This is a genomic window from Massilia orientalis, from assembly GCF_030411975.2.
In the GTDB taxonomy this organism is placed as follows: Bacteria; Pseudomonadota; Gammaproteobacteria; order Burkholderiales; family Burkholderiaceae_D; genus Telluria; species Telluria orientalis.
This window is the reverse complement of the sequence record NZ_JASNRB020000006.1, coordinates 81637-105917: the sequence shown is the minus strand read 5'-3', so window position 1 is coordinate 105917 and position 24281 is coordinate 81637. Positions and strand designations below refer to the sequence as shown.

Below are 24281 nucleotides of genomic sequence, written 5' to 3'. Positions count from 1 at the left end.
CAATGATAGGCGGGTATCCATGACGGGTATCTGTGCCATATCAAGCAAACGTACCGCCGTGGTGCGGCACTTACCTGCCGGATTCTGGTCAAACGTGTTTCCAGCCCTGCTTCGGAGGCATCGCATCATGAATATCCTGTCCGACATCCCGCCAAGCGAACAGCGGCGCGAGGCCAGCACGTGGCAGGGCGGCGCGCGGCCGCGCTATCCCGAGGCCAGCGTCGAACACGCGCACGTCGACCTCGCACTGAACGCCGCGCTGGGGCGCCTGACCGGCTACGTGTCGCCGGCGGCCCTGGCCGGCGCGTGGCACGACTGGGCCACCCACCTGCTCCTCTCGCCCGCCAAGCAGCTGGAGCTGGGCGTGCAGGCCATGAACAACATGCAGCGCTGGCTGCAGTACAGCACCAGCGCCATGTTCGGCACGCCGGCCGAGCCCGTGCAGCCGCTGGCCCAGGACAAGCGCTTCAACGATCCGCTCTGGCATGCGTGGCCGTGGAACCAGCTGAGCCAGGGCTTCCTGCTCACGCAGCAATGGTGGCACCGGGCCACGACCGACGTGCGGGGCGTGTCGTCGCACCATGGCGACGTGGTCACGTTCGTCGCGCGCCAGCTGCTCGACGGCGTCGCGCCGTCGAACTTCATCGCCACCAATCCGGTCGCGCAGCAGGTCACGCTCGCCAGCGGCGGGCAGAACCTCTTGCACGGCATGGCGCGCGCGGGCACGGATATGCGCCGCGCGCTGGCCGGCACGTCGGCGCCCGTCAGCCTCCGGCCCGGGCGCGACGTCGCCATCACGCCCGGCAAGGTCGTGATGGAAAACCACCTCGTCGAGCTGCTGCGCTACGATCCCGTCACGCCGCAGGTGCATACCGTGCCGCTGCTGATCGTGCCCGCGTGGATCATGAAGTACTACATCCTCGACCTCTCCCCGCACAACTCGCTCGTGCGCTACCTCGTCGAGCATGGCCACACCGTGTACATGATCTCGTGGAAGAATCCGCAGGCCGACGACCGCGACCTGTCGCTGGACGATTACCGGCGGCACGGCATCATGGAGTCGCTGGACATGGTCGTGCGCGAGAGCGGCGCCCCGCAGATCAATGCGTGCGGCTATTGCCTTGGCGGCACACTGCTCGCGATCGCGGCGGCGGCGATGGCGCGCGACGGCGACGAGCGCCTTGCCAGCATGACGCTGCTGGCGGCGCAGGTCGACTTCACGGAGCCGGGCGAGCTGTCGCTGTTCATCGACGAGAGCCAGGTCAGCTTCCTGGAAGCCGTGATGTGGCAGCAGGGCTACCTGGACACGCGCCAGATGGCGGGCGCCTTCCAGCTGCTGCGCTCGAACGACCTGATCTGGTCGCGCCGCCTGCGCCACTACCTGCTCGACATCCCCGACAAGGACAATGACCTCGCCTCGTGGAATGCGGACGCCACCCGCATGCCCTACCGCATGCATTCGCAATACCTGCGCAACCTGTTCCTGCAGAACAGCCTGGCCAGCTCACGCTACCTCGTGAACGGGCGGCCGGTGGCGCTGACCGACATCCACATCCCCATCCTCGCGGTCGGCACGATGACGGACCACGTGGCGCCGTGGCGCTCCGTCTATAAAATCATTCCGCTGAGCGATACGTCGGTGACATTCCTGCTGACGTCGGGCGGCCACAATGCGGGCGTCGTGTCGCCGCCGGGTACGCCGAACCGCAGCTACCAGATGAGCGCGCACGAGCACGACGCGCCGTACGTCGATCCCGATACCTGGCAGGCCGAGACGCGCGTGCGGGAAGGCAGTTGGTGGCCGGCGTGGGAACATTGGCTGGCCCGCCTGGCCGGTCCGTGGGTGGCGCCGCCTCCACAAGGACGCAGCGTGCGTGATGCGCCCGGCCACTACGTCCTGGAGCCGTGAGCCGTCAGCCCGGCAGCACGATGCCCGTGGTGCCGGGGCAGACAGGACGCGAGAATTCGCGCGAGACGTCGATGCAGCCGCCATCGGCATACACGCCGCGCGTGTCACGCAGGCGCGACATGCGCGCGACGACGGACGCCAGCGCGGCCGGGTTGGCGGCCGTCTCCGCCACGTGCGCAGCGACGATCGCCTCGTTCATCCGCAAGTCGCCGGCGGCGTCGACATACGTGCCGTGGCGCCAGTGGTAGATCTCCAGGCATTTCGCGACCAGGCTGTAGGGACGGTCGCGTTGCCAGAAATTGCTGAACAGGCCGTTGCCGAGATAGATGACCCACGACCCTTCGTAGCCGGACGCGTCCGACGAGCGCGCGTCCGGATTGCGGAACCACACGCGATCGCCCGGCACGTACCAGCGCGGCGGCAGCGGCGCGCCGAACGAGCCGTATTCGACGAGAAAGACGTCGTGGAAGGCGCCCGACTGGATCGCGGACGTCTCCCACTGGCGCTGCAAGGCTGCGAGCAACGGCGGGTTGGTCCGTTCGAGTTCGCGCGCGATCCCGAGCAGCATCACGTATTCGGTCGCGCGGTAGCAGGAGAACGCGTACATGCGCCCGTCGCCCGCGTCGGGCTGCGTCGCGAGCGTGAGGGCCTCGATCAGCGGCCGTCCGGGCAAGACCGTGAAGCCGCGGTCTTCGTCGTACGTCCAGTGGCTGGCCGGGCGGTCCGCTTCGGCCGTGCCGAACGCGAGCTGGGTGGCGCGCGCGGCCACGACAATGTTGCGCCGGATCGCGACCGCCGCCAGGAATTCGGCGGCACTCGCAAAGCGCAGCAGGCGCGGCGCGGCCAGCAGCGCCAGCACGATCTCGCGTTCGAGGTGGACCATGTTCGCGGCGGTGTCGAGGCCGAGATCGCGGCACAGGTTCAGCGTGTCGCCATCGTCCACGAGCCCATGCGCGGCGTCCGCCGACAGCGCGAAACCGCAGCCGTGTTCAAACGGCGCGAGATAGGGCCGCAAGCCGAGCTCGTCGAGCTTGTCGAGGACCTGGCGGTGCTGTACGGGATCGTCCCCGAGGATGGCCAGGCCGCCGGGTTGCGATGGCGCGAGTTCCTGCGGGGCGAGCTCTTGGTATGCGGCGAGTTTCACGGGCGACAGCCTTAAAAGGGACGAAGGACAGGGCAAGAAATGCTTCCGATATGCAATGAAAACGGTACGCCGCGAACCTGAAGCGAAAATTAAAAACAGGGTCGTCGAACATTACAGATTGGAAAGGCTGCCGTGTCTCGCGTGGCTGGCGTCAGGCTTGATGCGCCTCAAATGCGTCCAGGGCGTCGAGTACCGCGTGATCGGTATCCCGGTGTAACAGGCCACGCGCCTGCGTGGGCGTCACGAGGTGGACGGCCTGCGACTCCCACCCCATGTGCGCGGGATGGCCACCGATCCGGCGCGCGATGTAAAAGCGTGTAAAGGTCTGGGTGCGAGGGAAGTCGCCCAGCCAGGCCACCGGTTCCACGAGCAGCCCCGATTCTTCCCAGACCTCGCGGATGGCCGTCGCCTGCAGCGGCAGGCCCGGTTCGACGCGCCCTTTCGGAAAGGTCACCGCATAGCCGCCGAAGCCGTTCGACGGCGCCACGAGCCAGATGCGGCCGTCGGCTTCGCGCACGACGGCGCCGGCCGCCGCCTGCTTCCCCGGCGGGAGGAGGAACGGCGGTTCCACGAGCGTGGCGCCACCGATGCAAGCGGCATCGACCATGGCGCGCGTGCACGGCACGAGCGGCACGCCATCCAGCCTGCCCGCGCATGCGCTGCCCGGCACGAACGTCACCGCGGCCTGCGGGTCGGCCAGCGCGGCGAGATTCGCTTCGCACGACGGCGCGTGCAGCCGCACCTTGCGGCCGTGTTCGTCCAGTTGCGGATGCCAGGTGTCGTCCATGCCGGCGACTATACCAGCGCCGCGTAAACATGGTGTTCATCATCCAATCGTACGACAGCCTCATCCGCAAATTTGTGAGAATATCGGCCGGGCGACACGTTGATCAAACGCAAGGTCGCTCGCGATTCGTATTGACACATCGAGGAACGGATGAAGCCAACCCCATCGCTCCGCAACGGAGCCGGCACGTGAACACACGGGATCAAAGCGTACTGCACGAAGGCACGCAGGCGCCCGCCGAAGTACCGAAAGCCTGCGCCACCGAATTCGACAGCATCGCGCTCGTCCTGCAGGGCGGCGGCGCGCTCGGTGCGTACCAGGCCGGCGTGTACGAAAAGCTGCTGGAAGCGGGCGTCGAGCCCACGTGGGTGTCCGGCATTTCGATCGGCGCCATCAACAGCGCGATCATCGCCGGCAATCCGCGCGAGCAGCGGGTCGAGCGGCTGCGCGAATTCTGGGAACTGGTCAGCGCGTCCGGCGACGGCATCGTGGGTGACCGGTGGACCGGCGTGCCGCTCGTCGACACGCTGCACGCCTGGGTCAACCAGGTCGCGGCCGGACGCGTGCTCGTGCAGGGCGTGCCCGGCTTCTTCGAACCGCGCGTGCCGCCGCCGTACCTGTCGTGGCCCGGCCTGGGTGCGACGAGTTTCTACGACACGACACCCCTTCGGGCGACCCTGGAGCGCCTCGTCGACTTCGACCGCATCAACGCGCGCGAAATGCGTCTGTCGATCGGCGCCGTCAACGTCAGGACCGGCAACTTCGCCTACTTCGACAATGCGAAGGACCGCATCGGGCCGGAGCACGTCATGGCCAGCGGCGCACTGCCGCCGGGCTTCGACGCGGTGGAGATCGACGGCGAACGTTACTGGGACGGCGGCATGGTGTCGAATACGCCGCTCGACTGGGTACTGTCCGCGCGTTCGCGCCTGCATACGCTCGTGTTCCAGGTCGACCTGTGGAGCGCGCGCGGCGAAGTGCCGAAAGACCTCGCCGCGGTCGCGACGCGCATGAAGGAGATCCAGTATTCGAGCCGCACGCGCACCGCGACCGACGCATTCCGCCGCACGGAAAAGCTGCGCACGGCGTTCAACGAACTGCTGGCGATGATGCCGCCCGACCTGGCCGCGACGCCGCAGGCGCGAATGCTGGCGGAAGCGTCGGATCCCGCGCTGTACAACATCGTCGAACTGGTCTACCGCTCGCCGACCTACGAAGGCCAGTACAAGGATTTCGAATTCTCGCGCCGCACGATGAAGGAACACTGGCAGGCCGGATACGCCGATGCGACGAAGACGCTCGCGCATGAAGAGATCTTCCAGCTGCCGCGCTTCGAGTGCAACCCGGCCACCTACGATTTCCTGACGCCGCCCGCGCACCCGCTTCCCCTTCCCCCCTCCGCAGAAAAGGATCCACTATGAACATGCAGGATAAAGTCGCCGTCGTCACGGGCGCCGCCAGCGGCATCGGCAGAGAGATCGCGAAGACCTATTTCGACCATGGCGCGAAGGTCGCCATCGCGGACCTCAACCTGGAAGCCGCGCAGGCCGTCGCGCGCGAATTCGATCCGACCGGCGAACGCGCGCTGGCCGTCGCGATGGACGTGACGAACGAGGAACAGGTCGACGCGGGCATCGCGCAAGTGGCCGATCGATTCGGCGGCATCGACGTGCTCGTGTCGAACGCGGGCATCCAGATCGTCGCGCCGGTCGACGAATTCAAGTTCTCGGACTGGAAGAAGATGCTCGCGATTCACCTCGACGGCGCCTTCCTCACGACGCGCGCGTGCCTGAAGCGGATGTATGCGCAGGGCCGCGGCGGCAGCGTGATCTATATGGGGTCCGTGCACTCGAAGGAAGCCTCGGTGCTGAAGGCGCCGTACGTCGCGGCGAAGCATGGCCTCGTCGGCCTGGCCAAGGTCGTCGCCAAGGAAGGCGCGAAGCACGGCGTGCGGGCGAACGTGATCTGCCCGGGCTTCGTGCGCACGCCGCTCGTCGAAAAGCAGATCCCGGAACAGGCGAAGGAACTGGGGATCAGCGAGGAGGATGTCGTCAAGAAGGTGATGCTGAAGGAGACGGTCGACGGCGAATTCACGACCGTGGAAGACGTCGCGCACACGGCGCTGTTCCTCGCGACGTTCCCGTCGAACGCGCTGACGGGCCAGTCGATCGTCGTCAGCCACGGCTGGTTCATGCAGTAGGTCTTGCGGCCCGCGGGCGATCGTTACCTCGGACCTTCCAGGGGACGGTAGTTCACGTCCTGCACCTGCAGGCGGCCCAGCGCCGCCGGCATCCGCGCCTCGAACCGCGCATAGTCTTTCAGCGCCTTCGGCGTCCACAGGCCTTCGGCCAGCGCCACGAGGCGCGGCCAGGCCATGTATTCGACGTCGCGCGGGGTCGCCATGTATTCCGTCCATAACTGCGCCTGGCTGCCCAGCACGTGCCGCGCCTGGGACGCCGGCAGCGCGGCCGGCAACGGGTCGTACGCATACACGCGCGCGAGCGTCGTCACGTCGCGCACGCCCATCGGTTCGCGGAAGCCGGGGCTCTTCGGGTCGGCCTGGTAAAAATCGAAATAGGTCTCGCGCTCCGGCGTCATGACGACGTCGTGTCCGGCGCCGGCGGCCTTGATGCCGCCCGCCTCGCCGCGCCAGCTCATCACGGCGGCGCCCGGTGCGAGGCCGCCTTCCAGGATCTCGTCCCAGCCGATCAGGCGGCGGCCGTGCTGCGTCAGGTACGCATCCATGCGGCCGATGAACCAGCTCTGCAGGCCGTGCAGCGCGGGATGTTCGGCCGGCTTGCCCTGCGCATCGCGGTAGTCCTGGATGTCCTGCAGGGTGGCCGTGACCGGCACGAGGCCCAGCTGCTTCATGCGCGCCAGCGCGGCCGGCGACTGCGCCCATTCCGTCTTCGGGCACTCGTCGCCGCCCACGTGGATGGTCTGGCCCGGGAACAGGTCCATCACCTCGTCCAGCACATTCTGCAGGAAGGCGATCGTGCCGTCTTCCACGTTGAACACGTGCGGGATCACGCCCCAGTCGGTGCCGACCTGGAGTGTCCGATCCGGCCGGTTGCCCAGCTCGGGATACGCCGCGACGGCGGCCTGCGCATGGCCCGGCATCTCGATCTCCGGCACGATCGTCACGTGGCGCGCGGCCGCGAAGGCGACCACTTCGCGGATGTCGTCCTGCGTATAAAAGCCGCCGTGCGGCTTGCCGTCGTAGCGCGGCGGATCGTACGCGAGCATGCTGTCGCGGCGCCACGCCCCCACCTGCGTCAGGCGCGGATAGCGCTTGATCTCGATGCGCCAGCCCTGGTCGTCCGTCAGATGCCAGTGGAAGACGTTCATCTTGTGCTGGGCCAGCAGCTCGATGTGCTTCAGCACGAATTCCTTCGGCATGAAGTGGCGCGCGACATCCAGGTGGCTGCCGCGCCACGAGAACCGGGGCGCGTCCTCGATCGCCACGGCCGGCAGCGCCCACGTGCGTTTCACCCGCGCCCGGCGGTAAATGTCGGCCGGGAGCATCTGGCGCAAGGTCTGGATGCCGTAGTGGAGTCCCGCGGGCTGCGCCGCCGAGATGGTCACGCCGCGCGCATCGCTCACGACGCGGTAGCCCTCCTTGCCCAGGTCCGCCTTCGGGTCGAGGCGCAGGCGGATCGCGTCGGCGCCGTCGTGCGCGGTCACCGGCAGGTCGAAGCCCGTGGCCGGGCGCAGGTAGTCGCGCAGGGTCGACGCCTCGGGCAGCGCGGCGCCGCTGGCGACGATGCGGGTGGCTGCCGTCAGCATATAGTCGCCGGTCCCGCGCTCCAGTCGGGCCGGACGCGGCACGATGTCCTGCGCGTGGACCGCGCCGATCAGGCAGCTCAAGGACAGGACGGCGAACATGCGCATGACGACACCTCGATGATGAAAGAGTGGATTCACAGCCTTGCCCAGCTGCCCTTGTACAGCACGGGTCCCGTCGGCCCGTTCGGATCGGGCGAGCCGCCCTTCGGCTCCAGGCTGATCGCGAGCAGCGCCACGTCCGGCGCGGTCGCGCGCGCGTCCAGCGCCAGGTCCGTGCTGCGGTTATCGGGCAGGATGCCGAGCGAGCGGGGGTTGCCCGTGCGCGTGATCGCCCACAGTTGCAGGGTGCGGTCGGCGGGTACGTGGACGTCTTCCGCCACGCGCACCTGCAGGCGGCGGTGGCGCGTGTCGGCCGTGACGACCATGACGGTCTGCGACTGGGCGTCGGACAGCGCGGCGATCTGCTGCGTCCGCGGCGTGGCCGCCGGCGGCGCGGCGAGGCGCACGGCCAGCACGAGCGCGCCCGCGCCCGCGGCCAGCGCCAGCACGCCCCACGGGCGCGCGGCGGACGTGCGCCAGAACTGCCACCACGGCGGCTGTACCACAGGCCCCAGGCGGCGCTCGATGCCCTCCCACACGCGCGCCGGCGGCGTCACCGGCTGCTGCAGTTCGGCCAGCGCCGCGAGACGGCCCTGCCAGTCGGCGACGGCGGCGCGCAGCAGGCGGTCGTCGCGCAGCCACGCCTCGAAGCGGCGCCGCGCCCCGCCGCGCAAGGTGCCGAGCGCGTATTCGGCCGCGAGCCGGTCGCGCAGCGGCGCGTTGTCGCGGATATTCATGCGGCCTCCCGTCTGGACAGGCAATCGCGCAGGCGGTCGAGGCCGCGCCGGATCCACGTCTTGACCGTGCCGAGCGGCAGGCCGAGGCGCGCCGCCACGTCCGAATGCGACAGGTCGTGCAGGTAGGCCATGCCGATCGCCTGGCGCTGGCGGCCCGCGAGCGTGTCCATGCAGCGCGCCAGCGCCTGCGCGTCGCGCGAGAGCTGCGCCAGTTCGTGCGGACCCGCCGCCATGTCGGCCAGGCCATCGGCATCCTCGAGTTCGACGCGGACGTCGCCGCCGTCCGCCAGCGCGCGGCGGCGGACGTCCAGCGCCTTGTTGCGCACGATCGTCACCATCCACGTGAGCGGCGCCGCCAGGTGCATCTGGTAACTGGCGGCCGCGTGCCAGATCGCGACGTACGCATCCTGCACGGCCTCCTCCGCCAGTTCCTCCTTGTGCAGCACGCGCAGCGCGAAGCCGAACAGCTTCGCCGACGTGGCCTCGTACAACCTGCGGAACGCGGCGCGGTCCTGCAGGGCCACGGCCGCGAGCAGGTGGTACAGCTGGTCGTCCTGGTCGGTCTCCTGGCTCACGGCGCCCCTGTCATTGATTTAATGAAAACATTGTAACCGTACAGTGACAGGACTGGAAACGATTACATGCGTGCGGACAGGTATTGCTCGCGCACGGACAACCCGGTCTGCGGCAGGTGCGCGGCCGTCACGGTGGCCACGTAGTCCGCGTAGCGGTATTGCACGCGCGCCGTCTGGATCGGGCTTGCCGCCAGCACGTCCGGCGCGGGGTCGCCGACCGCGAGGCCGGGCGCACCCAGCGCCGCGCGCAGGCGGCCGGCCGCGTCCGACCACACCGCGCGCACGTCGTCCGGCCGCATGCCGCGCCGGTACACGTCGACGCCGACGAGGCGCCCCGCCGGTCCGAAGCTGAGCCACATCTCGCTGACGGGCGGCCCGGCCAGCCCGAGCGCGGCCGCATCCACGCCGCGGCAGCGCAGGTGGCGGTAGCCGCGTGCCTGCACCTCGCACGCCGCGTGCGCGCGGGCGAGGAGCGCCTGCGCTTGCGCTTCGGTGGTCATGTCCAGCAGAAGGCCCGCGACGGCCGGGCGGACCGGCGCGGGGGTATCGCCGCGCAGCCCGGCCAGGCCGGCCCGGCGTACGTGGTCGACCTGCGCCGCCGAGACCCGATCGGCCGGGCACGGCACACCCAGCGCCGCCAACGCACGCAGGCCGGCGCGCGTGTGCATCGCACCGCCCACGCCCAGCACGAGGAGCGCGGCGCCCGCCCCCGCCATCACCCACGCACGGGCACTCATGACTGGCAGTTGGCCGCGGTGGTCGGGCCAAGATAGACGGGCGTCTTCGACACGATGTCGCCCTTCAGGCCGACGAGCGTGGGCGCCACGCGGTTGATGTACGCATCCGGCACGCCGTCCTGCTTCATGACGGCCGCCAGGTCGACCATGAACTGGTCGAACACGCAGCCGGGAATGCCGAGGTCCTTGTGCGCCGCGACCATGTCTTCGCACTGGACCGTCGTGTTGTCGGCCGTGACCGGACCCGGATAGGTGTACGGTCCGCCCAGCACGGCGTTGAACTGCAGGCGCAGGCAGGCTTTCAGGCGGTCGACGGAATCGTGGCCGGGCGTGCCGACGACGGCGAAGTACGGCGCTTCCTTCGGATCGGCCAGCAGGCCGGCGGCCGCGTCGTCGACGACCTTCGCCACCGCCGCGGGCGCTTTCGCGTCCCCGCCGAGGGCCATCCAGATGTCCTGGTTCTGCGCGAACTGCGCCTTCGGCATGTCGTCGTCGCCGCCGCCGCACGCGGACAGAAAGGCGCACAGGGATGCTGCTGAAAGGATGAGGGCAGGCTTCATGTCGATCTCCGGGTTGAGGGTTGTAGCGGGGGAAATCTCCCCCACTCCTCTTGTACGCAGCCACCCGGCGATCGGATTCAAAATATTTTCTACCCTGCCGTCTTCAGCGACTTCACCAGCTTCACGCGCTTGATCTCGCCCACGATGAACACATAGCTGAAGATCGCGACGGCCGCGTTGGCGCCGACATACACGAGCGCCCCCGCGAACGAGCCGGTGCCCTGCAGGATGTAGCCGATGACGATCGGCGTCGTGATGCCGGCGATGTTGCCGAAGGTGTTGAACAGCGCGCCGGACAGGCCGCCCGCTTCCTTCGGCGACGTGTCCGCGACGACGGCCCAGCCCAGCGCGCCGACGCCCTTGCCGAAGAAGGCCAGCGCCATCACGGCGACGACGACGGCGTCGGCGTCGATGTAGTTACAGGCGATCATGCTCATCGACAGCAGCATGCCGCACACGATCGGCACCTTGCGCGACATCGACAGCGAGAAGCCGGCCTTGGCGAGGCGGTCCGAGATCGTGCCGCCCACGACGCCGCCGAGGAAACCGGCGATGGCGGGCAGCGACGCGACGAAGCCCGCCTTCAGGATCGTCATGTGGCGCTCCTGCACGAGGTACACGGGGAACCACGTGAGGAAGAAGTACGTCAGCGTGTTGATGCAGTACTGGCCGATGTACACGCCCAGCAGCATGCGGTTGCCCAGCAACTCCTTGACGCAGGCGAGCGTGTCCACGGCGGGCGCCTGCGCACTGCGTTTGGCGCCGTCGAGGTCGACGAGCGCCCCGCCCTCCTCGATGTATTCCAGTTCGCCGGCGCTGACGGACGGGTGGTCCTTCGGTCCGTGGATGACCTTCAGCCAGACGAAGGCCAGCGCGATCCCGAGGCCGCCCATCACGATGAACACGCTCTCCCAGCCGAACGCGTGGACGAGCCAGCCCATGATCGGTGCGAACAGCACGGTCGCGAAATACTGCGCGGAGTTGAACAGCGCGGACGCGAGGCCCCGTTCGTGCGTGGGGAACCACGCCGACGTGATGCGGCTGTTGCCCGGGAACGAAGGGGCTTCCGCCGCGCCGACGAGGAAACGCAGCACGAACAGCGTGCCGACGGCGACGGCGCCGGTGAGGAAGCCGACGCCGCCCGTCAGCAGCGTGAACAGCGACCAGAGAAAAATGCTGAAGAAATAGGTGATCTTCGAGCCGAAGCGGTCGAGCAGCCAGCCGCCGGGCAGCTGGGCCGCCACGTACGACCACGCGAACGCGGAAAAGACGAAGCCCATCTCGACGGGCGACAGGCCCAGGGCCTTGCGGATTTCCGGACCCGCGATCGAGATCGAGGCGCGGTCCGCGTAGTTGACCGTCGTGACGATGAACAGGATGGCGAGTATGCCCCAGCGCGTGCGCGACGCGAGTTTGGTGGTTGCGGCCGGCATGGCCGCGGTCGTTGTGTGCTCCATGGTCCCTCCAGAGATTGGTGTGGCCGCCGGACTCAGAACGTCTGGCGGATGCCCAGGTTGTAGCCGGTGTTGCCCGCCCCCGGCTCCGTGTTGTTGGCGACCGTGTAGCCGGCGCCGTTCTTGTTATGGATATGTGCGTACGCCGCGTACAGGCCCGTGCGCTTGGACAGCGCGTACAGATAGCCGATGCCCCACTCGTGGGCGTCCTGGTCGAGGTGCGTGCGGTCGTCCTTGCGCTGCGTGGAGAACATCAGCGTGCCCGGCCCGACGGGCGCGGAAAAGCCCAGCAGGATCTCGCGGCCGTCCGTCGACGGCGTCGGTTTCACCCCGCCGTACGGGTTGTTCGCATTGCCCAGGGTGGCGCTGTTGAAACCCTTGTCGACTTCGAATGCGCCGTACAGCTTGATCCATTTGAAGTCGTAGTTCGCACCGAGGAGCACGTTGCGGCCCAGGTCGTGGTTCACCCCCGTCGCCGCCACGTCCGTGTTCTTGTTGTTGTACGCGAGCCGTACCCGCAGTGCGCCCTGCGCATAATCGAGCGCGCCGCCGAACTGGCGACCCGCCGACAATTCGGTCTGCTCGCCGGCGCTGTACGCGAGTTCCGCGTGCATGCCGCTCACCTTGGGCGACGTGTACGTGATCGTGTTACTGGTGCGGACGTTGGTGCCGTTGTCCGGGAAGAGGTTCTTCGCCGTGCCCGCGTAGCCGGTGCCGAACGGGTCGGCGACGGACGTCAAGGTGAGGTGGTAAGGCGTGTACTGGCGGCCGAAGGCGATGGCGCCCGCGTTCGTCCTGATGCCCACGAAGGCCTGGCGATTGAAGATCGTGTTCGCGGCATCGAGTTCGCCCGTGTCGAGCTTCGCGCCCGTCTCCAGCGTGAAGAACGCGGACATGCCATTGCCCAGGTCCTCCGTGCCGCGAAAGCCGATGCGCGATGCGGACGCGGCGCCGCTCGTGATCTTCGTCTGGTGACCGGCGCTGGAACCGTTCTCGCTCACGAACGCCGCGTCGGCGATGCCGTAGATCGTGACATTCGTCTGGGCGTGCGCGCCCGCGCCCGCGGCCAGGCCGAGGGCGATGCATACTGCTTTCTTCACAATGTCTCCTTGCTGTTGTCTGTCTTGTGTGGTCGTCCGTGCGGTCAGGTCACGGGCGCCGGATTGAAGAGCGTGAGCGCGTTGTGGAGCTTCCAGTGCTCGGCCCACGTCTTCTTGCGGCCGCTCGCCACGTCGAGCAGGAAGTGGAACAACTCCCAGCCCACGTCCGCGATCGTCGCGTCGCCGGTCGCGATGCGTCCGGCGTTGATGTCCATGAGGTCATGCCAGCGGCGTGCCAGGTCGTCGCGCGTCGCGACTTTCACGACCGGCACGGCGGCCAGGCCGTAAGGCGTGCCGCGGCCCGTCGTGAACACGTGCATGTTCATGCCGGCGGCCAGTTGCAGGGTGCCGCAGATGAAATCGCTGGCCGGCGTGGCCGCGTAGATCAGGCCTTTCTGCTGCAGCTTGTCGCCCGGGGACAGCACGCCCGCGATGGGTGCCGTGCCGGACTTGATGATGGAGCCCATCGCCTTTTCGGTGATGTTGGCGAGGCCGCCCTTCTTGTTGCCCGGCGTCGTGTTCGCGCTGCGGTCCACGCCGCCCCGCTTCAGGTATTCGTCGTACCACGCCATCTCGCGGATCATCGCCTCGGCGACGCCGTCGTCGGCGGCGCGCGCGGTCAGCTGGTCGATGCCGTCGCGGACTTCCGTCGTTTCGGAGAACATGACGGCGGCGCCTGCCCGCACGAGCAGGTCGCTCGCGAAGCCGACGGCCGGATTCGCGGTCACGCCGGAAAACGCATCGCTGCCGCCGCACTGCACGCCGACGACCAGTTCCGACGCGGGCACGGTCTCGCGCCGGCGCTCGTTCAGCACCGCCAGGTGCTTCTCGGCCGTGCGCATGATGGATTCGATCATGTCGCCGAAGCCCACGTGAGCGGCATCCTGCAGGCAGACGGTGTCCGGCGCCTGGATCGGGATCGAGCCGGCCGGGAACATGCGCGCCGGCTGCAGCTTTTCGCAGCCCAGGCTCACGAGCATCACGCGGCCGCCGAAGTTCGGGTTCTTCGCGATGTTGCGCAGGGTCCGGATCGGGATCTCGGCGCCGGGCGCGTCGATGGCGACGCCGCAGCCGTACGTGTGCTCGATGGCGACGACGTCGTCCACGTGCGGGTAGTTCGGCAGCAGCTCCTTCTTGATGCGGTCGACGGCGAACGCGACGACACCCGACACGCACTGCACCGTCTCGCTGATGGCGAGGATGTTGCGCGTGCCGACCGAGCCGTCCGGATTGCGGAAACCTTCGAACGTATAGCCTTCCAGCGGCGCCAGCGGTGCGCGGTCGCGGACGGGCTTCGGCAGGTCGTCCAGGCCCCGCGCGGCCTGCATGCCGACCAGCGATTCCTCGATCCACGTGCCGCGGGCGATGGGTTGCAGCGCATGGCCGATCGTGACGTCGTAGCGGACGATGGGTGCGCCCTGGGCGATGTCGACGAGCGCCACCTTGTGCCCTTCCGGCACGCGGGTGGTCAGGGTCAGTCCGTCCGGGAAGATCGTGCCTTCCGGCAGGCCGCCGGCGTTGACGACGATGGCGACATTGTCGTTCTCGTGCATGCGGATGGTGCGGGGGATAGTCATCAGCGTCTCCATGATTGCGCAATCATTTGATAGCAAAGCACAACAGCCACGCGCTTTGCGCAAAAATGACACCGCAATCATTCTTGTCGTAAAAATATGGCCGGTAGGTCGGCCGAGGTGTTTGGTATGATACCGCAATCATCTTCGAACGCAAGCGTTTTGTGATCGGATGTCGTACAAGTGATAAAGAACACAACAACATGATAGCCCCCGCAGACGACACGCTCCCCACCAACGGAGACCGCCCGAAAAGCATCACGCTCAAGGATGTCGCGCGGCTCGCGGGCCTCTCTCCGATCACGGTATCGCGCGCGCTGCACAACCCCAGGCTCGTCAAGCCGGACACGATCGCGCGTGTGAAAGAAGCGGCGGCCGCGATGGGCTATATCCCGAACATGCTGGCCGGCAGCCTGACGACGAAGCGCAGCCAGCTGATCGCCGCCATCGTGCCGCAGCTGTCGAACTCGATGTTCGCCGAGACGGTGCAGGGCCTGAACGACGAATTGTCGGCGCACGGCTACCAGCTGCTGCTGTCGGTGTCGAACTACTCGCGGCAAAAGGAAGAAGACCTGCTGACGGCGATCCTGTCGCGCCAGCCCGACGGCATCGTCCTCACCGGCATCCATCACCACCCCGGTGTGCGCAAGAAACTGCTGGCGACCGGCGTGCCCGTCGTCGAAGCGTGGGACCTGACGCCCTCCCCCATCGACATCGCCATCGGCTTTTCGCAGGAACGCGTGGGCGAAAAGGTCGCGCAATACCTTCTATCCAAAGGCTATAAACGGTTCGCGTCGATCTGCGCACGCGACGAGCGCGCGAACCGGCGCCGCCTCGCGCTGGAGGCGGAACTGGAACGGCACGGCGTGGTGCCCGTCGCCACGCACCTGGCCACGCCGCCGACCGTGATGAATCTCGGCCGCGAAGGCCTGCGCGCGATCCTCGCGGAAGGCCACGCGCCCGACGTCGTCGTGTGCAGCTCGGACGTGCTGGCCCAGGGCGCCCTCGTCGAGGCGCAGGCGCAAGGCATCGCCGTGCCGGAGACGCTCGGCATCATGGGCTTCGGCGACTTCGACTTCGCCGCGTACACGCATCCTCCCATCTCGTCCGTCCACGTCGACAAGCGCGCCATCGGCGTGCAGGCGGCCCGGGCGCTCATCGCGAAGATCGAAGGCGAGGCGCCGGCGGGGAATGTCGTGGACGTGGGGTTCAACCTGGTCGAGCGCGGCACGACGCGGCAAATCGGTTAAGGCCTGACACGCAAAAACCGTCGTCCCCGCCTCCGCGGGGACGACGTTCATGGGCAGCGTGGCGCACCCGCCGCACATCAAAAGATTCTTCTTGCGACGTCGCGATCTTAGTTGTACGATGTCTGACAAGTCAAACCCACCGCCCTGGAGCACAAATGAATCCGCAAGAACTCAAGCAAGTGATGTCGTCCGGCCTGCTGTCCTTCCCCATCACCGACTTCGATGCCGAAGGCAACTTCCGCAAGAGCACCTACATCGAACGCCTGGAATGGCTCGCGCCGTACGGCGCCACCGCCCTGTTCGCGGCCGGCGGCACCGGCGAATTCTTTTCGCTGACGCACGACGAATACTCGCAAGTGATCAAGACTGCCGTCGACACGTGCGCCGGTAAAGTGCCCATCCTGGCCGGCGTCGGCGGCCCGACCCGCGCCGCGATCGCCTTTGCCCAGGAAGCCGAGCGCCTGGGCGCGAAAGGCGTGCTGCTGCTGCCGCACTACCTGACGGAAGCGAGCCAGGACGGCCTCGTCGCGCACGTGGAAGAAGTCTGCAAATCGGTGAACATCGGCGTCGTCGTGTACAACCGCGCGCAATGCCGCCTGACCGCGGACTCGCTGGAAAAGCTGGCCGACCGCTGCCCCAACCTGATCGGCTTCAAGGACGGCATCGGCGACATCGAACTGATGGTCTCGATCTGGCGCCGACTGGGCGACCGCTTCAGCTACCTGGGCGGCCTGCCGACCGCGGAAGTCTACGCCGCGGCGTATAAAGCGCTGGGCGTGCCCGTGTACTCGTCGGCCGTCTTCAACTTCATGCCGCAACTGGCGATGGATTTCTATCACGCGATCGCCAAGGACGACCACGCCACGACGAACCGCCTGCTGGACGAATTCTTCCTGCCCTACCTGGCGATCCGCAACCGCAAGGCCGGCTACGCCGTGTCGATCGTCAAGGCCGGGGCCCGCCTCGTCGGCCACGACGGCGGCCCGGTGCGCGCGCCGCTGACCGACCTGACGGAAGAAGAACACGCCATGCTGGATCAACTGATCAAGAAGCAGAACGTGCGCTGATCACCAGAAGGTCGCCGGCGTCCCCATGATGACGACGTCGGCGATGCGGCAGTTGGCGCTCGCTAGGCGCAGCCGCAGGCGCCGTCCCGTGACGGCGCGCACGGGCACGTCGAACGTGTCGGCCGCCGCCGGCACGTCGGCCAGCACCTGCCACACGCCCCCCGCATCCTGCGCTTGCGCCGTCACGCCGCAACGCCCGTCCGGCGCGAACCGCACGGCCAGCCGGCGGTAATTCACGATGCGCTCGGGGTCGATGGCGATCCACGGCGCGGCGTCGTCCGCCGCCGGGGCCCACCACGTGGCGGCGTCGCCGTCGTTGGCCAGCGACGGCGCATGGCCGGCCGCGCTCGAACTGGCCTGCGTCGGATTCTTCAGGCCGAACGCCTGCTCCGCCCCCACTTCCATCTTGCGCTGCAGGTACGGCCGGTCGGCCGCCAGCGGCGTCACGCCGTCCACGAAGGCCGGACCATCCACCGTCTCCACCGTCAGCACGCCGTCGGCGAGGCCGGGCGACGTCGCGCGGATGCGTGTCGTGCCGCGCTGCCAGCTGCGCATGGCGATGGCCGCCTGGCCGTCGCGGATCGGGATGTCGCCATCCGGCGTGAACGCGATGCCGCGCCCCGTCGGCAGCTCGCCCGGCCCCGCTTCCAGCGCCAGCCGCACGGGCGGGCTGTTGGACAGCGCCTTGCCGGCCGCGTCGACGACCGTCACGACCAGCTGCACGTCGTCCGTGCCGTCCGCGTGGCGGATCACGGGGCTGCTGGCCGTCACCCGCAGGGCGGCCGGCCGGCCCGGCTGCGGCCACGCGGGCGGCGCGATGCCGCGGTAGGCGTTGCGGTACCAGAACCAGCTGCGCTTCGGCAGCCGCGCATAATCGACGAGGCCCATCGAGCCGAACTTGCCCGCGATCGAGCCGTGGTCGAACCCGGCCCACACGGCCTCTCCCGCGCGCCACGGGAAGCGCCACGACGCCGGCTCGCCCGCCTTCGCGCCCGGCGTGTGTTCGATGTCGCCCCAGCCCGGGTCGTATTCGCCCGGCCGGTCCGAGATGGTCGAGCCGTACTCCGCGACGAAGTTGGCGATGCCGGGATTCGGGAACAGCACGGCGCCGTCGCCGTTGTAGCCGGCGATGTCGCCGATGCGGTCGATGTCGCCCCGCTGCGCGCCGTCGACGGCCGCGGGCCGCGTGGGATCGAGCCTGTGCGACAGCGCCACCTCGTCCGCCAGCAGCTTGCGCACGGCCGGCAGCGTGTCCTTGTCGGTGAAGAAGACCTCGTTGTCCATGCCCCACGCCACGACCGACGGATGGTTGCGGTTGATGCGGATGAGTTCCGCCAGCTGCTGCTTGACGCTGTCCTCGAACGCGGCATGGTGTTCGGCTTCGGGCGGATAGGCAGACCGGCTCCACGGACTCTTCATGCCGGCCGTGCCCCAGAACGGCGCCTCCGGCAGGAACAGCATGCCGATCCGATCGGTCGCTTCGGCGAAATGCGGGTCGTGCGGATAGTGCGAGCCGCGGATGAAATCGAAGCCGGCATCCTTCATCAGCTGCACGTCGCGGTCGATGGCGGCATTCGTCACGGCGTCGCCCCATCCGGCCTGGTCCTGGTGCACGTTGGCGCCGCGGAAGTAGCGGTGCTCGCCGTTGAGAAAAAAGCCCTGGTCGGCCGTCCACTCGATGGTGCGGAAGCCGAACGACGTCTCGAAGCGGTCGCGCGGGCGCCCCGCCACGGCGAGGGTCGTGACGGCGCGGTACAGCATGGGCGTCTCGGGACTCCACAGCTTGAGGCCCGACAGCCGCGCGGACTGCTGCGCGACGTCCAGCGTCCGCCCCGGCGGCACGCGGACGGCCGCATCGGGCAGCACGGCCACGGTGGCGCCGCGGGCGTCGGCGATGCGGGTGCGCACCCTCACCTTGACCGGGTTGCGGCCGTCGTTGCGCACCTCCGTCGCCACGCGCACGGCGCCGCTGCGGCCCGCCAGGCCCGGCGTCGTGACGGTGGTGCCGGTCCAGGGGACGTGCACGTCGTCCGTCGTCACGAGCCAGACGTCGCGGTAGATGCCGCCGCTGAAGATATGTTCGCCTGCGCGCGGGGCGAGCGTGGGGTCCCAGGTGTTGTCGACGCGGACGGCGATCACGTTGCGCCCCGGGTGCAAGGCGCTCGTGAGATCGACGGGAAAGCCGGTATAGCCGCCGCGGTGGCGCGCGATCTTGCGGCCGTTCGCGTACACCTCGGCCGTCTGGAACGCGGCTTCGAATTCGAGCGTCCAGCGGCGCCCGGCGGTCAACTGCGGCAGCACGATGTCCTTGCGGTACCAGCCGTAGCCGACGTACACCTCGGGCGCCTGGAAGTAAGGCGTGCTGAAACTGTGCGGCAGGCCCACGGCCTGCCAGTCGCCGTCGTCGAAGTCGGCCTTCTCGGCGCCGCCGATGTCGCCCAGGTGGAAGCGCCAGCCGGCGTTGAAATTCTGCCGCTGGCGCGCGGTGGGTGCTTCGGCCGGGGTCGCGGCATGGACCGCGCCGGTCAATATGGCAAGCGCGATGGCGGCGCGGGTCGCCAGGCGTGTCAGGGTCGCCGTCTGCGAACGCATTCGTGCTCCAGGTAGAAAATCGTCATTGTGCGGATGCCCGGCCCACGCGGGCAATGGTGAAATCCACCGGAGCGGCGAACGTTTTTTCAGCGCACGGGCGCGAGCCCTTCGGCGGACGCATCCAGTTGCAGGGCCACCACAGTGTCCATGTCGTCACGCGCGGCGGCCGGCACCGAAATCTCGATGCCGCGCGCGGATTGCGCGACCTTCGCCGCGCCGCCCCCCAGCACGGACGCGCGCACGACGCGGGCCGGGATCGCCGGCAGCGCGAGCTTGTCGCCCGGCCAGTTCAGCACGTGGACATAGACCGTGTTGCCGCGGCGCGTGGAGGCGCCCCAGTTGCCCGGCAGGAACGGCCCGCCGCGGGTGCCGTAGATGCTGTCGCCGTGCTTGCCCAGCCACGCGCCGATCTCGCGCAGGCGCTGGGCCTGCGCCGGGTCGATGCGGCCGTCGGGGTCGGGCCCCACGTTGAGCAGCAGGTTGCCGTCGCGGCCCGCCACGTTCGCCAGCAGCTGGATGTAGTGCTTCAGGGGCTTCGGCTGCATGTTCGGCTGGTAGCCCCAGGCGCCGGCGATCGTCGTGCACAGCTCCCACGGATGCTGGTCGTCGTAGTCGCCCAGCGCGCCGTCGCCCTCGCGCGAATGGAAGTCTTCCTTCATGTCCGCGCGGCCGTTGATGACGACGTTCGGCTGCAGGCGGCGCAGCATCGTGTGCACCTTGTCGTGCTGCCAGTCGAAGCCGCCGCCGTAATGCTTGCCGGGCGCGCGCTTCTGCCACTGCGCGGCGGACCAGTCGCCGCCGAAGCTCAGCCAGTCGGTCTCGCCGCCGTCGAACCACAGCACGTCGAGCTTGCCGTAGTTGGACAGCAGTTTTTCCATCTGGCGGTGGTACTGGGCCCGCATCGCTTCCGCGCTGTCCCGGTACAGGTCGGGGAAGAAGTAGCCCGGGTAGCGCCAGTCCAGCGGCGAGTAATACAGCCCCACGCCCATGCCGGCCTTGCGCGCGGCCTTCACGTAGTCCGCGACGAAATCGCGCTGCGCGGCCGTCTTCGTGCTCGAGAACGGATTGTCGCCGTCGTCGAACATCGCAAAGCCGTCGTGGTGGCGCGACGTGAACACCATGTATTTCATGCCCGCGGACTTCGCCAGCTGCGCCCACCCGTCGGGGTCGAAGTGGCGCGGCTTGAACTGGCCGGCGAGCTTCGCGTATTCGTTCACCGGGGTCTGTTCCATGAATTGCGCCCACTCGCCGCGGCCGGGGATGGCGTACAGGCCCCAGTGGATGAACATGCCGAAGCGGGCCTGGCGCCACCAGGCGATGCGGGCGGCCGCGTCGCCGTCGGCGGCCGGCGCCCCGGCGGGGGTCGTCCGTGCGGACGCCACGCCCGGCAGCGCGCATGCGGCGGCGGCCAGCAACAGGCCGGCCAGGGCGCGACGGCGGCGGCCGTGCGCGGGGATGAATGGCTTCACAGTGTCTCCGTTGGATTTTTCCGGATTGTCCGAGTTGCGGCGCATCTCCGCAATCATCAAATCACTTTTCGCCGTTATGAAAAATGTCGAACCGGCGCACGGCACGATGGTATCGTTAACAAATCGATTTCTGCAATACAATCTTGCGAATTCGACTAAATGTGTCCTGTTACCATGCCCAGTTCCACATTGTTTCCCGCCGCCGTCCGGGTCTCTGCCCTCCTCGCCACCCTGCTCGCCGCGCCGGCGGCCGTGGCCATCGTCCCCGCGCAGAACGACGATATCGCGGAACTGAGCCTGGAAGAACTGGCCAACATCCAGGTCACGTCCGTGTCGAAACGGTCGGAATCGCTGTCCGACGCGGCGGCCTCCATCTTCGTCATCACGGGCAACGACATCCGCCGCGCGGGCGCCGCGTCGCTGCCGGAAGCGCTGCGGCTCGCGCCGAACCTGCAGGTGGCGCGCGTCGATGCGCGTAATTACGCGGTCACGGCGCGCGGCTTTTCCAGCCCGTTCGAAAACAAGCTGCTCGTGCTGATCGACGGCCGCACCGTGTACTCTCCCTTGTTTTCCGGCGTGTTCTGGGACGTGCAGGACGTGGTGCTGGACGATGTCGAGCGCATCGAAGTGATCAGCGGCCCGGGCGCGACCTTGTGGGGTGCGAATGCCGTCAACGGCGTCATCAACATCATCACGAAATCGTCCGCCGCCACCCAGGGCGCGCTGCTGGCGACGACCCTCGGCAAGGATGCGCGCGACGGCGCCGTGCGCTACGGCGGCCGGATGAAAGGCGACGGCCACTACCGCGCCTACGCCAAGCACGCCGAAAACGACGACACGCACACGGCGACGGACGCCAGCTCGCAGACGGGCTGGCACCGCGACCAGGCCGGGTTCCGCACCGATTGGGGCGATGGGCTCACGGTCCAGGGTGACGTCTACGATGCCCGGCTGCGCCAGGCGAATACGCGCGACATCAGGGTCGCCGGCGCGAACCTGCTGGGGCGCGCGGCGCGCACGTTCGCGGACGGCTCGTCGGCCACCCTCCAGCTGTACTGGGACCACACGGAGCGCGACCAGCCGAACGCCTTCCACGAACGCCTCGACACGTTCGACCTGCAACTGCAGCACGCCGTGCACGTCGACGGCAACCACCACGTCGTGTGGGGCGGCGGCTACCGCCTGGGCCACGACCGCGTCGAGAACGGCCCCGCGTTCGGCTTCCTGCCCGGGACGCTGAACCTGCGCTGGGCGAACCTGTTCGCGCAGGACGAGATCACGCTGCGCGACAACCTGCGCCTCATGGCCGGCCTGAAAATCGAGGACAACAATTACACGGGCGCCGAAGTGCTGCCCACCTTGCGCCTCGCGTGGAATCCGCGGCCGGCTTCCCTCGTGTGGACGTCGCTCTCGCGCGCCGTGCGGGCGCCGTCGCGCATCGACCGCGATTTGTACAGCCCCATCCGGCCGCCCGTCGTGAACGGCGTGCCGCAGTATGGCGTGGCGGGCGGTCCCGGGTTCGAATCGGAGACGGCCAAGGTGTTCGAACTGGGCTACCGCGGCCGGCCCTCGGCGTCCCTGTCGTATTCGACCACGTTGTTCTTCAGCCGCTACGACCGGCTGCGCACGCTGGAGCCGAATCCGTCCGGCCCGGGTTCCGTGTTCGAGAACCGGGCCGACGGCCTCACGCGCGGCATCGAAGCGTGGGCCACGTGGCAGGCGGCGGATGCGTGGCGCCTGTCCGGCGGCGGCGTCGTGCAGCGCGTCGGCACGACCCTGGAACCCGGCAGCCGCGACCTGTCGGGAGCGACGGGCCTGTTCACGAGCGACCCGACGCATTACTGGCAGGTGCGCTCCTCGTACGACATCGGCGCCGGCCAGGAATTCGACGTCACGCTGCGCCACGTGGGCGCGCTGCCGCGCCCGAGCGTGCCCGCGTACACGGCCGTCGATGCGCGCTGGGGCTGGCGCATCCGCCGCGGCCTCGAACTGTCGATCATCGCCCAGAACGTCTTCGATCCGCGCCATGCGGAATTCGGGGCGCCGGCCACGCGCAGCGAATACGAGCGCGCGCTCGCCGTGCGGGTCGTGTGGACGCCCTGACGCCAGCCGGCGTCAGGACGGAAACCGCAGGCTGAACACGGTGCGCCCGCCCGGCACGCTGTCGACTTCCGCCGTGCCCCCGTGCAGGCGCATGATGGCGCGCACGATCGACAGCCCCAGGCCGACCGAACTCCCCGCGCCGCGCGCCGCGTCGGCCCGGTAATAGCGTTCGAACACGCGCTCGAGGTGCTCGGGCGCGATGCCGTCGCCGCTGTTTTCCACCGACAGCGTGACCCACTGGCCGTCGCTCGCCGCACCCAGGTTGACGGCGCCGCCCCGCGGCGTATGCGCGATCGCGTTCGACACGAGGTTGTTGACGGCGCGCCGCAGCAGCACCGGGTCCGCGTGAACCTGCAGGCCGGCGACGTCGCCGAGGCCGAACCGGATGCCCTTGTCCTCGGCCAGCATCTCGAAATATTCACGGATGTGCTCCAGTTCCGCGCGCACGTCGAGCGCGGTGCTCGCCAGCGCCAGCTGGGCGTTGTCGGCGCGCGCCAGGAACAGCGTGTTCTCGATCATGCGCGCCAGCCGCTCGTATTCCTCGAGGTTGGACGCCAACAGGGCCTCGTACTCGTCCGCCGTGCGCACGCGCGCGAGCGCGACCTGGGTCTGCATCATCAGCGCGTTGACGGGCGTGCGCAGGTCGTGCGCGAGGTCGGCCGCGAAGCCCGACAGGCGCTGGACGCCCTCTTCCAGCCGGTCGAGCATCGCATTGAACGCGACGGCCAGCGCGCGCAGCTCGGCCGGCAGCTCGGCGGCGGGCATGCGCACCGCGAGGCGCTGGGCGTGGATGGCGTCGGCGCGGGCGATCACGCCGTACAACGGACGCAGGCCCCGCTTCACGGCCGCGAACCCGAGGGCCGCCGCGACGAGCGTGCCCGCCACGAGGGCGCCCAGCAGGTCGAACGCATAACGGCGCAGGATCGCGAGCCGGTCGGAGCGCGTGCGCACGAGCGTCACCTGCAGCGGCGCCGCGGCAGCGCCGGCCAGCACGGTGACGACGCGCCGGGAGCCCCGCGCATCGTCGCGCGCGGCGATGTCCGCGAGGCCCGGATCGCGCCCCAGCGGCACGGCGGACACGCTGCCGTCCGCCGCGCTCACCTGCAGGGTGACGCCGTCCTGGCCGATGGCGCGCGCCAGCAGCGCGGGATCGCGCGTCGGCAATGCGCCCAGCAGCTGGCGCGCCAGCACTGCCTTGTTGAGCAGGTCCGCATCGTCGCGCCGGCCCATCTGGTGCGCCAGCGTCTGGTACAGATAGGCGCCGACCGCGACGAACACGGCGGCGGCGATCGCGGCGAACAGCAGGCCCAGACGCAGGGCGATGGACATCGGACGCGC

General features: G+C 68.8%; 19 protein-coding genes. 6 read left to right on the top strand and 13 right to left on the bottom strand.

The window, feature by feature from the left end; translation table 11 throughout:
• Nucleotides 1-127: 127 nt before the first annotated feature.
• The gene (locus tag QPK29_RS11010) at nucleotides 128-1909 is read left to right on the top strand and encodes a PHA/PHB synthase family protein (RefSeq protein WP_371768282.1); all 1782 of its coding nucleotides are present in this window, start codon (nucleotides 128-130) and stop codon (nucleotides 1907-1909) included.
• Nucleotides 1910-1913: 4 nt separating this feature from the next.
• Here QPK29_RS11010 and QPK29_RS11005 read toward each other — a convergent pair whose 3' ends face one another.
• Together QPK29_RS11005 and QPK29_RS11000 are read right to left on the bottom strand one after the other, a co-directional pair.
• Nucleotides 1914-3053, bottom strand: a complete 1140-nt coding sequence (locus QPK29_RS11005) for a hypothetical protein (protein ID WP_371768281.1) — start codon at nucleotides 3051-3053, stop codon at nucleotides 1914-1916.
• Nucleotides 3054-3204: 151 nt separating this feature from the next.
• Nucleotides 3205-3840 carry an NUDIX hydrolase gene (locus QPK29_RS11000; RefSeq protein WP_229501887.1) on the bottom strand — a complete coding sequence of 212 codons (636 nt, stop codon included), beginning with the start codon at nucleotides 3838-3840 and terminating at the stop codon, nucleotides 3205-3207.
• A gap of 188 nt (nucleotides 3841-4028) precedes the next feature.
• Between QPK29_RS11000 and QPK29_RS10995 the strand changes: the two genes are divergently transcribed.
• Together QPK29_RS10995 and QPK29_RS10990 are read left to right on the top strand one after the other, a co-directional pair.
• Nucleotides 4029-5261, top strand: a complete 1233-nt coding sequence (locus QPK29_RS10995; protein WP_371768280.1) for a patatin-like phospholipase family protein — start codon at nucleotides 4029-4031, stop codon at nucleotides 5259-5261.
• On the top strand, nucleotides 5258-6040 hold the full coding sequence (locus QPK29_RS10990) for a 3-hydroxybutyrate dehydrogenase (RefSeq protein ID WP_371768279.1): 783 nt from the start codon (nucleotides 5258-5260) through the stop codon (nucleotides 6038-6040). Before QPK29_RS10995 ends, QPK29_RS10990 begins: the two co-directional genes overlap by 4 nt.
• Nucleotides 6041-6063: 23 nt before the next feature.
• Here the strand turns inward: QPK29_RS10990 and QPK29_RS10985 are convergent, their stop codons facing one another.
• The 8 genes from QPK29_RS10985 to garD all read right to left on the bottom strand — a co-directional run bounded on the left by QPK29_RS10985 (nucleotide 6064) and on the right by garD (nucleotide 14465).
• Nucleotides 6064-7731, bottom strand: a complete 1668-nt coding sequence (locus QPK29_RS10985) for a beta-N-acetylhexosaminidase (protein ID WP_371768278.1) — start codon at nucleotides 7729-7731, stop codon at nucleotides 6064-6066.
• A 29-nt stretch (nucleotides 7732-7760) separates the two neighbouring features.
• Complete coding sequence (locus QPK29_RS10980) at nucleotides 7761-8462, bottom strand: anti-sigma factor (RefSeq protein ID WP_371768277.1); 702 nt, start codon at nucleotides 8460-8462, stop codon at nucleotides 7761-7763.
• Entirely contained in the window at nucleotides 8459-9037 is a 579-nt protein-coding gene (locus tag QPK29_RS10975; protein ID WP_056135818.1) for a sigma-70 family RNA polymerase sigma factor, read from the bottom strand. Before QPK29_RS10975 ends, QPK29_RS10980 begins: the two co-directional genes overlap by 4 nt.
• Nucleotides 9038-9099: 62 nt before the next feature.
• Complete coding sequence (locus QPK29_RS10970; protein WP_371768276.1) at nucleotides 9100-9774, bottom strand: hypothetical protein; 675 nt, start codon at nucleotides 9772-9774, stop codon at nucleotides 9100-9102.
• A complete protein-coding gene (locus tag QPK29_RS10965; RefSeq protein WP_056135822.1) occupies nucleotides 9771-10334 on the bottom strand; it encodes a globin family protein in 564 nt (187 codons plus the stop codon). The genes QPK29_RS10970 and QPK29_RS10965 overlap by 4 nt, the downstream gene beginning before the upstream one ends.
• Before the next feature lie 89 nt (nucleotides 10335-10423).
• Nucleotides 10424-11791, bottom strand: coding sequence for an MFS transporter (locus QPK29_RS10960; protein WP_371768275.1), 1368 nt, complete (start codon nucleotides 11789-11791; stop codon nucleotides 10424-10426).
• 32 nt (nucleotides 11792-11823) lie between these two features.
• Complete coding sequence (locus QPK29_RS10955) at nucleotides 11824-12888, bottom strand: porin (protein WP_371768274.1); 1065 nt, start codon at nucleotides 12886-12888, stop codon at nucleotides 11824-11826.
• A 44-nt stretch (nucleotides 12889-12932) separates the two neighbouring features.
• Nucleotides 12933-14465, bottom strand: coding sequence for a galactarate dehydratase (gene garD, locus QPK29_RS10950; RefSeq protein WP_371768273.1), 1533 nt, complete (start codon nucleotides 14463-14465; stop codon nucleotides 12933-12935).
• A gap of 200 nt (nucleotides 14466-14665) precedes the next feature.
• Between garD and QPK29_RS10945 the strand changes: the two genes are divergently transcribed.
• Both QPK29_RS10945 and kdgD read left to right on the top strand, forming a co-directional pair.
• Entirely contained in the window at nucleotides 14666-15712 is a 1047-nt protein-coding gene (locus tag QPK29_RS10945; RefSeq protein WP_371768272.1) for a LacI family DNA-binding transcriptional regulator, read from the top strand.
• A 155-nt stretch (nucleotides 15713-15867) separates the two neighbouring features.
• Entirely contained in the window at nucleotides 15868-16779 is a 912-nt protein-coding gene (gene kdgD / locus QPK29_RS10940; protein ID WP_160407481.1) for a 5-dehydro-4-deoxyglucarate dehydratase, read from the top strand.
• On the opposite strand, the gene QPK29_RS10935 is transcribed toward kdgD, so the two are convergent.
• A complete protein-coding gene (locus tag QPK29_RS10935) occupies nucleotides 16780-19371 on the bottom strand; it encodes a glycoside hydrolase family 2 protein (protein WP_371768271.1) in 2592 nt (863 codons plus the stop codon).
• An 86-nt stretch (nucleotides 19372-19457) separates the two neighbouring features.
• Nucleotides 19458-20840, bottom strand: a complete 1383-nt coding sequence (locus QPK29_RS10930) for an alpha-L-fucosidase (RefSeq protein ID WP_371768270.1) — start codon at nucleotides 20838-20840, stop codon at nucleotides 19458-19460.
• Nucleotides 20841-21014: 174 nt separating this feature from the next.
• On the opposite strand from QPK29_RS10930, the gene QPK29_RS10925 reads away from it, so the two are divergent.
• Nucleotides 21015-22943 carry a TonB-dependent receptor plug domain-containing protein gene (locus tag QPK29_RS10925; protein WP_371768269.1) on the top strand — a complete coding sequence of 643 codons (1929 nt, stop codon included), beginning with the start codon at nucleotides 21015-21017 and terminating at the stop codon, nucleotides 22941-22943.
• Between the two features lie 12 nt (nucleotides 22944-22955).
• Here the strand turns inward: QPK29_RS10925 and QPK29_RS10920 are convergent, their stop codons facing one another.
• A complete protein-coding gene (locus QPK29_RS10920) occupies nucleotides 22956-24272 on the bottom strand; it encodes a heavy metal sensor histidine kinase (protein WP_371768268.1) in 1317 nt (438 codons plus the stop codon).
• Nucleotides 24273-24281: the final 9 nt, after the last annotated feature.

Coding starts and splice junctions, on each gene's coding strand:
- QPK29_RS11010 (WP_371768282.1), top strand. CDS start 128: ATGAATATCCTGTCCGACATCCCGCCAAGCGAACAGCGGCGCGAGGCC.
- QPK29_RS11000 (WP_229501887.1), bottom strand. CDS start 3,840: ATGGACGACACCTGGCATCCGCAACTGGACGAACACGGCCGCAAGGTG.
- QPK29_RS10990 (WP_371768279.1), top strand. CDS start 5,258: ATGAACATGCAGGATAAAGTCGCCGTCGTCACGGGCGCCGCCAGCGGC.
- QPK29_RS10985 (WP_371768278.1), bottom strand. CDS start 7,731: ATGCGCATGTTCGCCGTCCTGTCCTTGAGCTGCCTGATCGGCGCGGTC.
- QPK29_RS10980 (WP_371768277.1), bottom strand. CDS start 8,462: ATGAATATCCGCGACAACGCGCCGCTGCGCGACCGGCTCGCGGCCGAA.
- QPK29_RS10970 (WP_371768276.1), bottom strand. CDS start 9,774: ATGAGTGCCCGTGCGTGGGTGATGGCGGGGGCGGGCGCCGCGCTCCTC.
- QPK29_RS10965 (WP_056135822.1), bottom strand. CDS start 10,334: ATGAAGCCTGCCCTCATCCTTTCAGCAGCATCCCTGTGCGCCTTTCTG.
- QPK29_RS10960 (WP_371768275.1), bottom strand. CDS start 11,791: ATGGAGCACACAACGACCGCGGCCATGCCGGCCGCAACCACCAAACTC.
- garD (WP_371768273.1), bottom strand. CDS start 14,465: ATGACTATCCCCCGCACCATCCGCATGCACGAGAACGACAATGTCGCC.
- QPK29_RS10945 (WP_371768272.1), top strand. CDS start 14,666: ATGATAGCCCCCGCAGACGACACGCTCCCCACCAACGGAGACCGCCCG.
- kdgD (WP_160407481.1), top strand. CDS start 15,868: ATGAATCCGCAAGAACTCAAGCAAGTGATGTCGTCCGGCCTGCTGTCC.
- QPK29_RS10935 (WP_371768271.1), bottom strand. CDS start 19,371: ATGCGTTCGCAGACGGCGACCCTGACACGCCTGGCGACCCGCGCCGCC.
- QPK29_RS10925 (WP_371768269.1), top strand. CDS start 21,015: ATGCCCAGTTCCACATTGTTTCCCGCCGCCGTCCGGGTCTCTGCCCTC.
- QPK29_RS10920 (WP_371768268.1), bottom strand. CDS start 24,272: ATGTCCATCGCCCTGCGTCTGGGCCTGCTGTTCGCCGCGATCGCCGCC.